Below are 12649 nucleotides of genomic sequence, written 5' to 3'. Positions count from 1 at the left end.
CTTGCGGGAAAGTGGGGTCGTCGGTGGAGGCAAGGCACGGGCTTCCGTCGCCGTAGTCAAGGGTGCTGGGCCACTCGATCAGGGCTCCTCTGTCGTCTAGGCGGGTGACAGCCCCGAATCCGATGAGATCGTCCTTTTTCACAGGGATAGTAAGTTGCTCTGACGCAGGGTCGGCTGAAGCGCCAGGGCTGAGGGACTTCGACCACAGGGTCTCGAAGCGGAACGGGCCTGAGTGAGGTACGTCGACCGCAAAGGGAGCCGACTCGGATTCGTAGACGCACGTCGAATCGACGGTCTTGTTGGCGATTGAGGTTCGGGACAGTTGGCCGTTTACGAACTCAAATGACGCTTCTATGGACCCCGTGCCGATAGTCCAGGACTGACCGTCCTTGCTGCCTTTTGCGAAGGCGTCACCAACGCGAATCCCTTCGGCGCAAACGCGGCCACCGGCGAAGGCGATCAGGGTCAACAAGAGAGCGGTACGCAACAAATTCTTGTACACGACGAATCCCCCTGTCATGAAGCGCGGGTCGGCTCCGGAGTACGGCTCCCTGCAATCGGATGCTTAGGATACGTAGGGACGGCGGGTTGCGCAAGAGTAAGGTCCGGTTATGCCAAAGACAAGGCTCGCTAACACTTGACAACGAGCTGCAAGAAGTGCGAGCGGGGTTTTGGAAAATGGTAGACAGCGTGTGTCAAGGGATTTCGGAGGCGCATGAAGGACGGTTTTGGGTGGACGTGGGGTTGGGGCAGGGTTAATGAATGGCACACTTCAGAGAATGGGGTTGTGGGAATGAGAGTTAGCCGGTATACCGGAAGTGATAGATGACAACCTTGTCTATGGGTAGAACGCATTTTTGATGAGAAATGCGGGCGGCGACGGGGTGGGAATACAGGCTAAAACTGTGATATATAAGCATACTGCGTTTGCGAAACCGCAGTATACATGTTACAATCCGGGTACAGGCGAGGCATACGAGCCGCCTAACCGAGCAGGTGGTTCGTACGTGTGGCCGGTCCTGTGTTTGTGGGCAGTAGCCGACCCCGACGGCTACTGCCTCTTTTTTTGTCAGGGGCGATGCTTTGGTGTGTGGCCAATCTCCTGAACAGCAGACAAGAAAGACAGAAAGGCGGGTCTCCGGCGCTTCCTGGCTGCAGTTACTCTTGGGGAAGGAGTGACTTGAGGTAGACTGATTGTAGCGTATCGAAAACCCGCCTCTCTGAACAGGGAACCTGGCGCGGAGTGTCCGCGACCGGGGGAAAAAACAAGAATATTTTGGATTTTAGATTTTGGATTTTGGATTGAAGAACGCACAGGGCAATGTTCAAGATCACAGACACGCGATCGCGTCCTTGATATATGACCTTCTTGCAGCGTAAGCCTTCTCATAGTCGCTTCATTCATAATCCGTTACGGTTTCACCGCAATAGCTTTGACGTCTAGGGTATTGTTCACAATGTCGCCTGAGACCCGGTTGGGCACCAAGCGAACTATCAGAGACATCACGCCTCTAATCGGTCCATTCGGGACCGGGATCTCGTACGAACTGGAGCGCTTGTCGGCGAAGACGGAGCCATCGATAAATGCCTTGAAGATAGGCGTGCCGTTGCCGGACGAGACATACACATCGTAGCCGCAGTGCCCGGTGGCGATTTGATCGGGCTGCCAATATACGCGGATGGCGGTCACGTCCCAAGACTTGCCGTTTTGCGAGGTGTCGACGAAGAAGGCGACGCGTCCAGGAAGCTCGGTTGCTTCGGACTTCGGCAAGACGGCGTCTTCGAAGAGGGCCTCGGAATCGGCGTCGGGGCTGATGGGTTTCGCCCAGGCATGAATAGCGGCGGCGTCCACTTCGATGGGAGCGGAGAGTCCCTGGGTGGAAATGGTGACCTGTTGGCCGCCTTCCAGTCGGCAGAAGTTCGTACCATTCTCGACTTGAACGAGGCCGCGCTCGACCGTGACGGTGGTGATCGCGTTCTTGACTTGGACGCTGAAAATGGTGCCGAAGACGGTGATCACGCCCCCGGGAGTTGTGACTTTGAAGAGGCTTCCGTCGTGGCCGACATCGACCCAAATGGTGCCGTTTTCAAGTTGTATGCGGCGCGAATCGACGACCTTGAAACTCGAATCCCCGGCGGCCTTCAGATGCGTGGGACCGGTAATCGACAGCATCATGGACGCTTGCGCGCCAGTTTCGAAGCGGTCATTGCATTGGACGTAGTCGTTGAGATTTACGGCATTCCGCGCGGTCGCGTTTTCTTCCGAGCGCTTTATGATGCCATGCGTAAATGACACGAGGCCGATCTTCTCGGTAGACGTGCTTGAGGACGGCCAATAGTGCTGCAGGACGAACGCGACGATGACCAGCACGGCCAATGCGGCGGCAGGCACGAATTGGGCGGTACGTGTATACCAGGGTCCGGGATGCTTGGCGCGCCAATTGACGCTCTCGATGTCTTCCTGGACGGACTCCATTTCAGGGAGGTTTTCGAGTACGCGTGCGCGAAGGGAGGTCCGGAGACGGTCCAGGGCGAACGCTTCGAAGACGACGGCGTTGGCCCGCTGTTGGCGGCGCAGGTTTTCGGCGCAGGCGCGGCACTCGGCGACATGCTGCTCCAGAATGACGCGGTCGGAGTCACCCAACTCGCCGTCAATATAGGCTTGCAGGCTATTCTCTATTCGCGTGCACGATGCCAATTCTGACTTCCTTCCCGATTCGAATCGGGGCTTTCGAGCATATCCCGCAATTGACGGCCGGCGCGCTGGAGTATGCCGCGCACTTCGTCGCGTGAATCGCCCGTAAAGGCGCCAATCTCGTCGTAACTCAACTCTTGAAGGTATCGCAGCACAACCGGCAGGCGATACCGTTCGGGTAATTCGTTTACCGCTTTCTGCACGCGTTCGTAGAGTTCAGCGCGTTCCAGTTTGAGGCCGGGGCCTTCGCGCAGGTCTTCAATGGAGACCGTACGGCGAAACGGAAGCGGGGTCTCCGTCGTGAGACGTTTACCGTTCTTGCGAAGCCAATTGGCCGCGGTTCGGCATGCAATCTCGCGCAGCCAGGGTCCAAAGCGAGAGGCGTCGTTCAACTGCCTGAGACTTCGATAGGCTTGGAAGAAGGCTTCTTGCGCGATATCTTCGGCTGCTCCGTAGCGGCCCACATAGTAGTAAGCCGTGGCGTAGACCGCGCCCTGGTATTTTTCAACTAGGCGGCCGAAAGCTGCGGTGTCCCCTTTTAAGCAAAGGGCAACCAACTGGGTGTCTTCGAACTGCATCAGTTCTCACTTGGTTGGACTACCGAGCCTTAACCATGAACCGTATTATAGTGGAAATATTGATAAACGGGGGCATAGATCGCCCCACTTTGGAACTATCTTGAGGTTATTGATGAACCAGGGCACCTATCGCCGAATCAGCGTGCCCTGAGTCGCGCAGAGGGACGATGATATCCTGGTGCAAATCGGGAACATAGTAATCGAGGCATACGCCGTGTCCCTGCAGCGTAAACGAGTCCTCGCCGGCTGGAATCAGCACGGCTTCGGAGGGGGCAAGGGAACGCGTCGAGGATTCCGTCGTGACTGTTAGCGCGCCGGAGAGTGCGAGGATGATATGAAAGGAGGTGTGGCGCGTCTGCCGGTTGTACGGGGATTCCAAGTCGAGTCTTTCCGCAGCGAAGTATCGGCAGGCGGCGAGGAGGCTACGTCGGCCACCGATGTCGTCCATGAGAAGAGACGGTGCTTTTCCGGGATGATGCTCGCCGAAATGGGTGGCTGCCACCGATTTCTCTATGTGCAAGGCGCGGGGAGTTCCGTCGGCTTGCACACGGCCCCAGTCGTAGAGCCGATATGTAAGGTCGCTGTTCTGTTGAATTTCGGCAAGGACGAGTCCAGGTCCGATGGCGTGAATGGTGCCCGCAGGGACAAAGACCGAATCGCCGGGTTGGACAGCGAAGTGCGGCAAGAGGGATTCAAGGGTGTTGGCACGGATGGCATGGGCCAGGGATTCGGGTGTCGCGGCGGGGTCCAGGCCACAGAAGAGCTGCCCCCCCTGGTCCGATTGCAGAACGTGCCACATTTCGGTCTTGCCGACGTCGGGTTCGCCCAGGCGAAGGGCGCAGGCATCGTCGGGATGGACTTGCACGGAGAGGTAATCGGTCGAGTCCAACAGCTTCAGAAGCAACGGGAACCTGCCGTGGATTGTGGGAGTTGCCGCAGTGCCGAGCAGAGCGGTGCCGTACTCCTGCATGAGATCGTGAAGAGAACGGCCGGTGTGCGGACCCTCGTCGACGGTGCTTTCAGCAGAGGGATGGTCAGAGACGAGCCATGCTTCACCGATGGGGACATCTACAGGAAGCGGCTTGCCGTAGGCTGATTGTAGACGCCGCCCGCCCCAGATGCGCTCGACATAGTGCTCTGCGAAATGAAGTATACCTAAGGCGCTGGACATTGCTAGTGGGTCAACTCCGTATTAGTGGGGAATTTGAGATCTCAAATTTGAAATATATTAAAAACAAGAATAAGCAACACCGTATAGGATCGAGTAATTCAGGGCAACATAGTCCAAGTCAAACCTGCGGATAGCAGTCCCCGTCGGAATCATAGGGCATTGAGCCTGTAGTGGAGTACGCCGTCTCGGGTCTCTTGGGTGGCGAGTCCGCGTTCTTCGAGGACTTCGAGGTGTCCGATTGCGAGGGACATCCCAAGGTAGTAGAACTGGGCATCGATATCCGGGAAGTGGGCTTCGCAGACTTGATGGGGAGTCATGGGGCCCTGCCGCAAGATTTCCCGGATCTTCTCTGTACGTTTCTCTTGGCGCGCCAGTAAATTATCAATAACATTTCGATGCTCGCCGAACGGATCGCCGTGTCCTGGATAGCATACCTCTAAATCAAGTTCTCTTGTCTCGCGCAGTGACTTCTGAAATTCGACTAGACTTTTGGAGCGCGGCTGCCCCTGGCGGGGACGGCGCATCAAGGGATTGGGACTGATGCGCTTGAGCAGATGGTCGCCGGAGAAGGCGCAGCGTTTTGCCTCGTCCACAAAGAGCGTGTCCGAAGAAGAGTGGCCCGGTACATAGCGGACGGTATATTTCATAGCTGTTCCACCATGTTCCACTCTGTAATCGACTGAAACGGGGGCCGCCATGCCGCGAAAGGTATTGCGGGCTTCGGCGGTTGCCTGAATGATGGCCTCCGGTGTACCAAATTCTCGAAGTGTTTGCAATATAAAGGAATGTGTGCGTTCTTCGTGCTCTTCGTAGCGTTCCAGTTGGCTTGCCGTTGAAACGTGGGCGTAGGTCTTCGCTCCGGACTCCTCGACCACACGCGCAAGCAGCCCGATGTGGTCCACGTGGGCATGTGTGAGAAGAACGGCCTCAATATCCGAGACGGAGTAGCCATGTTCGGCAAGTTGGCTGGTCAAGGCCTGATACGATTCGTCCGATTGCAGGCCGGTATCCACGAGGGTGAGCGGGTCACCTTTCACGAGGAAGCAGTTGACGGGTCCGACCACAAAGGGAGTGGGAAGCGCGATAGGAATGATATCGGGATTTGGATTCCAGATTGTCATTTATCGTTTACGTAGTCAACGTAACTATCGAAATTCCGTTTCATCTCTTCCACCGTGTTGCCGCCGAACTTCTCAATGTACGCCTCGGCCAAAACGATGGCGAGCGCGGACTCGACGATGATGGCAAGTGCGGGCACGGCGCAGGTATCGCTTCGTTCAAGGACAGCGAGGGCGGGCTCGTGGGTGGACATGTTAACGCTGCGCAAGGGTTTCATGAGGGTGCTGATGGGTTTCTTCATGACCCGGACAACGATTTCTTCGCCAGTCGTCATGCTGCCTTCGAATCCGCCGAGGTTGTTGGAGAGCCGGCGGTACTTCCCCCCCACTCGCTTCCTGGGCTCGTAGGCGATCTCATCGTGGAACTTGCTACCGGCGCGGGCGGCGCCACGGAAGCCGAGTCCGATTTCGACGCCCTTGACGGCCTGAATGCTCATCATGGCCTGGGAGATGCGGGCATCGAGCTTGCGGTCCCATTGGATGTAGTCGCCGAGACCCAGGGGAAGTCCCCAGGCACGGACTTCGACGATACCGCCAAGGGAGTCCTTGTCGCGCTTGGCTTTCTTGATGACCTCGACCATCTTGGCGCTGGCTTCTTTGTCGACGCAGCGGACCTGGGACTTCATGGAGAGCTTGCGGATGTCTTCGGACGCGACCTTTTCGGTATGGGCGATGGCGGAACCGATTTGGACGACGTGACCGGCGAGGTCGACGCCGAATTCAGCGAGAAACTTCCGGCAGAGGGCACCGGCGGCGACGCGTCCGGCAGTCTCGCGGGCGGAGGCGCGCTCAAGAATGTTGCGGCAGTCGTCGTGTCCATACTTGATGGCTCCGACGAGGTCCGCGTGGCCTGGGCGTGGCTGGACGATCTTGTTGGCGCGCGGTCCGGTAGACGGAGCCCAGGGGTCCATGGCGTCGGTCCAGTTCTTGAAATCGCGGTTCCAGACGGCCATTAGGATGGGGCCGCCGAGCGTGATGCCGCCGCGTATGCCGGCGAGCACATCCACTTCGTCCTTCTCGATGCGCTGGCGGCCACCGCGACCGTAGCCCTTTTGCCGTTCGGCGAGCCAGAAGTTGATGTCGTCGGGTTGGACGCGGAGGCCAGCGGGCAAGCCTTCCAGGAGGCAGAATACGCCACGGCCATGGGATTCACCGGCGGTCAAATATCGGAGCACTGTTTCAATTCCTTTTGGTGTGGGAAGCAGGACAGACACGTCTACGCTTCGCTTGTGTCAGTCCCTGGTTCCCACTTGTTCAATTCTATTGTATGTGCTTCAGATTTTGAATTTCTTGTGGTTCCAGCCGTTAAATCGGGCTGGAGTTCAAATAGTCGAAGTACCACGTGTAGAGTTGCTGGCCAAAGAGCATCACGAAGATGCCACCCAAGGACAAGTAAGGTCCGAAGGGTAGGTAGTGGGCCGTCTCTTCGGAGCCTTTGAATCGCTGCCATGAGATTAGTCCGATCCCAATGGCGCTGCCAATGAACGAGGCCACCATGATGATCATGATGACGCCGGGATAGCCGAAAAAGGCACCGAGCATAGCGAGCAGTTTTACGTCGCCAAACCCCATTCCGCGCTTCTTAAGTATCAAAAACGTGAGCTTATCGAGCAAATAAAGCGAGCCGCCGCCGACGATGGCGCCGATGAGGGCGTTGAAGATGGGCTCGTAACTACCGAGAACGACGAGGCCGCTATCGGGATAGAACATGGCGACAATGGCGAAGACCAGGCCCATCGGGATGCCGGGGAAGGTGACTTCATTGGGGATGGTCCAGTCGGTGAGGTCGACGAAGGTGACGAGCACCAAGGCAGCGGCCAGAAGCATGTACACGGGGGTGGCGATGGTCAGGCCGAAGCGCCAGAAGACAAACAGGAAGAGGGCCCCGGTGATGGCTTCGACAAGGGGGTACTGCCAACTGATAGGAGTCTGGCAGTGGCGGCACTTTGCGCCGAGGAGCAGCCAGCTCACGACAGGGATGTTGTCATTCCACGCGATGGGGTTCTCGCACTTTGGACATCGCGAGCGAGGTTTGACGACTGACAAGCCACGGGGAATGCGGTAGACACAGACGTTCAGGAAACTGCCGATCATGGAGCCCAGGATAAAGGACACGATGGACAGCAGTGTTCCGAGCAGTTCGAAATCGACTTCTTGTTCCGGCATCTACTCCCCCTGTTAACCTCGGGCGAATGCGGGCGCCGACGTCCACCCCGTGTGGACAATCATGGAGCGACCTCGCTGGGGCGAGATTTTGCCGCATCGGCCAGGGATTTCACAAAAGCGCCTACTTTTTCGGGCATATCGGGTGCATCGCCAAGTTCGCCGACCATGCGAACGATGGCGCTTCCGACGATAACACCATCGGCATAGGATCCGATTTCCTTGGCCTGATCGGGATTGGCAATGCCGAATCCAACGGCCACGGGCGTCTTGGTGTGGCGTTTAATCTGCGCGACCATTTCTTGCACGCTCTGCTCAATGGAGGCGCGTTCGCCGGTGACGCCGGTGCGCGAGACATAGTAGATGAACCCCGAGGAATTGCGCGCGATGATTTCGACGCGGTCGGGCGTGCTGGTTGGCGCGATCAGGAAGACCGTCGCGATACCCGCGGCATCGAGCGCTTGCTTGAATTCACCGGCCTCGTCCGGCGGCAGATCGACACAGAGGATGCCATCGACGCCGGCTTCTTTACAGTCCTTCGCGAACGGTTGGGCGCCGTATGCGAGGACGGGATTGAAATAGGTGAAGAGGAGCAAGGGCACCTGTGTCTTTGTGCGGAGCGACTTCACGAGGGCCACGACATCGTGCAGGGTAACGTTGTTCTTGAGAGCACGCTGCGCGGCTTCCTGGTTCACGATTCCATCGGCGATGGGATCGGAGAACGGGATGCCCAATTCGATGATGTCGGCACCGGCTTTCTCCAACTCGAGGACGACGCGGGCCGTGGCATCGAGGGTTGGATCGCCTGCGGTGATAAAGGGTATGAACGCGGGTTGTCCGCGTTGGGCTAATTCTTGAAATCGGGCATCAATGCGGTTCACTACGGTTTCTCCCCGTTGAGAATGAAGCGGGCGGCTTGCTCGACGTCTTTGTCGCCGCGACCGGACATGTTGACGACGACGATATGGTCTTTGGGCAGCGTGGGGACGACTTTGCATGCATGCGCGATGGCGTGTGAACTTTCCAGCGCGGGGATAATGCCTTCGGTCCGGCTGCACAGTTGGAAAGCTTCCAGGGCTTCCTGATCGGTGGCATAGGAGTAACCGACGCGGCCGGTGGTGCGCCAGTAGGCGTGTTCGGGGCCAACGCTGGCGTAGTCGAGTCCCGCGGAGACGCTGTGCGTCCCGAGGATTTGGCCGTCGTTGTCTTGAAGCACGTAGCTCAGGGCGCCGTGAAGCATGCCGACGACGCCGCCGGAGAATCGGGCGGCGTGTTTGCCGGTTTCGGGGCCGTAGCCGCCGGCTTCAACACCGATCATGCGGACGGATTCATCCTGGATAAACTCAAAAAACAAGCCGATGGCATTGCTGCCGCCGCCGACGCACGCTATAAGCAAATCGGGGAGCCTGCCTTCGAGTTGCAGGATTTGCCCGCGGACTTCCTTGCCGATGATCTTCTGGAATTCGCGGCAAATCAGCGGATAGGGGTGCGGGCCTTCGACGGTTCCGAGCACGTAATGCGTGTTGGAAACGTTGGTGACCCAATCGCGCATGGCTTCGTTGATGGCGTCTTTGAGTGTGCGCGTACCGGAATGGACCGGGGTGACTTTGCTGCCGAGGAGCCGCATCCGGAACACGTTGAGGCGCTGGCGCTCCATATCGTCGGTGCCCATGTAGACCTCGCATTCGAGGCCGAGGAGGGCGCACGCGGTGGCGGTAGCAACGCCGTGTTGCCCGGCGCCGGTTTCGGCAATGACGCGGGACTTGCCCATGCGCTTCGCGAGAAGCACCTGACCGAGGGCGTTGTTGATCTTGTGAGCGCCGGTGTGGGCAAGGTCTTCGCGCTTGAAGTAAAGCTTTGCGCCGCCTAGCTGCTCGGTAAGGCGTTGGGCGAAGTACAGGGGCGTGGGACGGCCCACGTAGCTGCCTTGGTATTGGCGCAGGGTCTCGACAAAGGCAGGGTCGTCTTTGGCGTTCTTGAAGGCCTCCTCCAGCTCTTGGAGGGGGTGCATCAGGGTTTCGGGGACGAAACGTCCCCCGAACTGCCCGTAGCGGCCCCGCTCGTCAGGAAACGGATAGGGCGCTTTTTGCGTTTCGGACAAACTCTCGGACTTTGGCATAGTCTTTCTTTCCTGGGGCGCTTTCGACGCCGCCCGCGGTATCCACGGCATAGGGCCGGACGGCGCGCACGGCGTCGGCGACGTTCTCCGGGGTCAATCCGCCTGCGAGAATCAGGGGATGACCCAATTCCACGGCGGTCTTGGCAATCTGCCAGTCGAATACCTTGCCGGTACCGCCGCGGGCGTCGGGCGCCCACGCGTCCAGTAGGTATGCGGAAGCCGGGTACCGCAGCATGGACTCGGGCTGGAACCCGGGAGCCGCTCGAAAGGCCTTTATCGCGTCCGGCGCGAGAGAGGCACAAAGTTCGATAGATTCTTCGCCATGCAACTGAACTCGGTCCACAAAGGTCAGGTAGTGTAGCAGATTCTCTTGAGAATCGTTAACCGTCACCGCGACGTGGCTGACAAAGGACGGGAGACGGCGAATAATGCCGCGTGCGTCGTCGGGCGTGATGTAGCGGCCTCGCTTCTTTGCTTCGGGGGCGAAATTGAAGCCGAGGGCATCGGCGCCGGCATCGCAAATGGCTCGTGCATCCTCGTAGGAGGTGATGCCGCAGATCTTAACTCGTGTTTCGTTGTCGGGCACTGGTCTGAGTCTTTCGTTTGTTGGGCGAAAGAAGGAATATGGGACATATGGGACCAATGGGTCCTATGGGACCAAAAGAACGCAAAACGGCCTAAAGGTGCGGCTAAAGTTCGGCGCTTCGCCCGATGGACGGCTATTCGTCGTCCGAGAGGCCGAGCAACTCGTGAATCTTGGCTCCGATGTTGCCGCTGGTCACAAGGGCTTCACCTACCAGGATAGCGTCGACTCCCCCGTCTTCGAGGCGCCGGACATGGTCTCGCGTGAATATGCCGCTTTCGCTCACGAGGACGTAGCCGCCGGGAACCAGTTTCTTCAGTTCGAGCGTGGTGTTGATGTCCACGTTGAACGTAGAGAGGTCCCGGTTATTGATGCCGATGATGTGAGCTCCGCATTTCATAGCGCGCTCGATATCGTCGGCGGTATGCGTCTCGACAAGGGTAGCCATGCCGAGCGAGGTGCTTAACTTCAGGTAGTCCTTTATTTGTTCATCCGAGAGTATGCGCACTATGAGGAGAATCGCGTCGGCTTCGGCGGCGCGGGCCTCATAGATCTGGTAATCGTCGATGATGAACTCTTTGCGAAGAACGGGCACGGAGACGGCCTGATGCACGGCGACCAGATCGGCCAACGACCCACGGAAATAGCGGTCGTCGGTAAGCACAGAGATAGCGCGCGCGCCGCCCTGGGCATAGATGCCGGCGAGTTCGGCGGGGTCCATTTCCTCCATCATAGTACCGCGGGTAGGAGAAGCGCGTTTAACTTCGGCGATTAGGCTGATGCCGGTCTTTCGAAGAGCGAGCCGGAAATCGCGCGGTTTGCGGCGCTGCTCAATCCGGTCGGTTAACTCGACGAGCGAGACCTTCTTCTTCTGCTCTTCGACTTCTACCCGCTTGTGTGCGCAAATCTCGTCCAGAATCATATGTGTTGCCTGTTATGCGTTCGCACCGGCGATCGAGCCGTACCGGATTAACGCCTCCAGTTTTTCGAAAGCCGCCCCACTATCTATAGACTGGTTCGCCGCATCAACGGCGCCCCTCCAATCCGCTTCGGTATCGCTCCCTGCAAGAATACCTGCTGCGGCATTGAACAATACAATATCCCGATGCGGACCTCTAACACCCTTCAGCACATCGAGGAGGATGTGCGCGTTCGCTTCGGCATCGCCCCCGAGAAGAGCTTCGCGTGGCGCGCGGGGAAGACCGACATCTTCGGGAGTCAGTTCGTATGTCTGGACGGAACCGCCGCGCGCTTCGGCGACGCATGTAGACGCGGCCAAGGTCAATTCGTCGAGGCCATCGGCACCTGAGACGACGAAGGCACGGCGCGCGCCCAGGCTGGAGAGCACATAGGCGATGGGTTCGACGAGTTTACGGTCGGGCACGCCGACGACTTGCCCGCACGCACTGGCGGGATTGGTCAGAGGGCCAAGCAGGTTGAAGACCGTGCGAAATCCGAGCTCGGATCGCACGGGCGCAACGTGACGCATGGCTTGGTGAAAGCTGCGCGCGAAGAGGAAGCCTATGCCGATTTCATCGATGCACTGGCCGACTTCAGCGGCGGACATGTCGATGCGTACGCCGAGTTTCTCAAGGACATCGGCACTTCCGCAACGGCTGCTGGCGCTGCGATTGCCGTGTTTGGCGACGGCGACTCCGGCGCCGGCCACGACAAATGCGGCGGTTGTGGAGACGTTGAAAGTGCCGGCGCAATCTCCGCCTGTGCCGCACGTGTCGACCAGGGGACGGCGCGAGGTGTGTACAGGCGTAGCGAAAGTACGCATGGCCATAGCAAATCCGGCGATTTCGTCGATGGTTTCACCCTTCATTCGCAGTGCGGCGAGCAGTGCGGCGATCTGCGCGGCGGTGGCTTCGCCGGACATGATAGCGGTCATCGCCCGCGAGGCTTGCTCACGGGACAGATCGCGCCGTTCAAGTACTAGTGATAACGCATCGTGAATCATTGCGGAGTCCTGCAACCGGCGACGCTACTGCCAGGAATCGTCGCGAGATGGGGGTTGCCATACATAAGGGCGCATTCGGGTTGCTCCGAAGGGAGTTTGCGGTTGCGCCGGTGCCTCAAAAAGTCACAGACGGAATGTAGCAATGCGGTGAAGGGGAAGTCAACAGGCAGAATCGAAGGTAAGGGCCGACAAGGACGACAAGGCCGACAAGGACGACAAGGACGACAAGGACGACAAGGACGACAAGGACGACAAGGAC

At 58.5% G+C, this 12649-nt stretch carries 12 protein-coding genes; all 12 read right to left on the bottom strand.

Annotation, left to right across the window (positions count from 1 at the left end; all coding sequences use genetic code 11):
• Positions 1 to 502 (bottom strand): hypothetical protein (locus tag K1Y02_20630; GenBank protein MBX7258780.1); only part of this gene is annotated, 502 nt, incomplete at its 3' end.
• 909 nt (positions 503 to 1411) lie between these two features.
• Positions 1412 to 2698 carry a FecR domain-containing protein gene (locus K1Y02_20625; protein MBX7258779.1) on the bottom strand — a complete coding sequence of 429 codons (1287 nt, stop codon included), beginning with the start codon at positions 2696 to 2698 and terminating at the stop codon, positions 1412 to 1414.
• Positions 2677 to 3273, bottom strand: a complete 597-nt coding sequence (locus K1Y02_20620) for a sigma-70 family RNA polymerase sigma factor (GenBank protein ID MBX7258778.1) — start codon at positions 3271 to 3273, stop codon at positions 2677 to 2679. Before K1Y02_20620 ends, K1Y02_20625 begins: the two co-directional genes overlap by 22 nt.
• A 106-nt stretch (positions 3274 to 3379) precedes the next feature.
• On the bottom strand, positions 3380 to 4444 hold the full coding sequence (locus tag K1Y02_20615; GenBank protein MBX7258777.1) for a class I mannose-6-phosphate isomerase: 1065 nt from the start codon (positions 4442 to 4444) through the stop codon (positions 3380 to 3382).
• 149 nt (positions 4445 to 4593) lie between these two features.
• The gene (locus K1Y02_20610) at positions 4594 to 5565 is read right to left on the bottom strand and encodes an MBL fold metallo-hydrolase (protein MBX7258776.1); all 972 of its coding nucleotides are present in this window, start codon (positions 5563 to 5565) and stop codon (positions 4594 to 4596) included.
• Entirely contained in the window at positions 5562 to 6737 is a 1176-nt protein-coding gene (aroC, locus tag K1Y02_20605; protein ID MBX7258775.1) for a chorismate synthase, read from the bottom strand. The genes K1Y02_20610 and aroC overlap by 4 nt, the downstream gene beginning before the upstream one ends.
• Before the next feature lie 130 nt (positions 6738 to 6867).
• Positions 6868 to 7728, bottom strand: coding sequence for a prepilin peptidase (locus K1Y02_20600; protein MBX7258774.1), 861 nt, complete (start codon positions 7726 to 7728; stop codon positions 6868 to 6870).
• Between the two features lie 59 nt (positions 7729 to 7787).
• Positions 7788 to 8606 carry a tryptophan synthase subunit alpha gene (gene trpA / locus K1Y02_20595; GenBank protein MBX7258773.1) on the bottom strand — a complete coding sequence of 273 codons (819 nt, stop codon included), beginning with the start codon at positions 8604 to 8606 and terminating at the stop codon, positions 7788 to 7790.
• Positions 8606 to 9844 (bottom strand): tryptophan synthase subunit beta, encoded by a 1239-nt coding sequence (gene trpB / locus K1Y02_20590; protein ID MBX7258772.1) that lies wholly within the window; start codon positions 9842 to 9844, stop codon positions 8606 to 8608. Before trpB ends, trpA begins: the two co-directional genes overlap by 1 nt.
• Positions 9789 to 10430, bottom strand: a complete 642-nt coding sequence (locus tag K1Y02_20585) for a phosphoribosylanthranilate isomerase (GenBank protein ID MBX7258771.1) — start codon at positions 10428 to 10430, stop codon at positions 9789 to 9791. The genes trpB and K1Y02_20585 overlap by 56 nt, the downstream gene beginning before the upstream one ends.
• 133 nt (positions 10431 to 10563) lie before the next feature.
• Complete coding sequence (trpC, locus tag K1Y02_20580; GenBank protein ID MBX7258770.1) at positions 10564 to 11349, bottom strand: indole-3-glycerol phosphate synthase TrpC; 786 nt, start codon at positions 11347 to 11349, stop codon at positions 10564 to 10566.
• A gap of 12 nt (positions 11350 to 11361) precedes the next feature.
• Positions 11362 to 12390: an anthranilate phosphoribosyltransferase gene (gene trpD / locus K1Y02_20575; protein MBX7258769.1), complete on the bottom strand. Its 1029-nt coding sequence runs from the start codon at positions 12388 to 12390 to the stop codon at positions 11362 to 11364.
• Positions 12391 to 12649 lie beyond the last annotated feature (259 nt).

This window comes from Candidatus Hydrogenedentota bacterium (genome assembly GCA_019695095.1).
Classification (GTDB): domain Bacteria; phylum Hydrogenedentota; class Hydrogenedentia; order Hydrogenedentales; family SLHB01; genus JAIBAQ01.
Note: the sequence above shows the minus strand (reverse complement) of the source record. Positions and strands in the feature narration are given on the sequence as shown.

What these genes read in the sequence shown, in the direction of transcription:
- trpC (MBX7258770.1), bottom strand. Translation starts at nt 11,349, where the DNA reads ATGATTCTGGACGAGATTTGCGCACACAAGCGGGTAGAAGTCGAAGAG.
- trpD (MBX7258769.1), bottom strand. Translation starts at nt 12,390, where the DNA reads ATGATTCACGATGCGTTATCACTAGTACTTGAACGGCGCGATCTGTCC.
- K1Y02_20620 (MBX7258778.1), bottom strand. Translation starts at nt 3,273, where the DNA reads ATGCAGTTCGAAGACACCCAGTTGGTTGCCCTTTGCTTAAAAGGGGAC.
- trpB (MBX7258772.1), bottom strand. Translation starts at nt 9,844, where the DNA reads ATGCCAAAGTCCGAGAGTTTGTCCGAAACGCAAAAAGCGCCCTATCCG.
- K1Y02_20600 (MBX7258774.1), bottom strand. Translation starts at nt 7,728, where the DNA reads ATGCCGGAACAAGAAGTCGATTTCGAACTGCTCGGAACACTGCTGTCC.
- K1Y02_20615 (MBX7258777.1), bottom strand. Translation starts at nt 4,444, where the DNA reads ATGTCCAGCGCCTTAGGTATACTTCATTTCGCAGAGCACTATGTCGAG.
- K1Y02_20610 (MBX7258776.1), bottom strand. Translation starts at nt 5,565, where the DNA reads ATGACAATCTGGAATCCAAATCCCGATATCATTCCTATCGCGCTTCCC.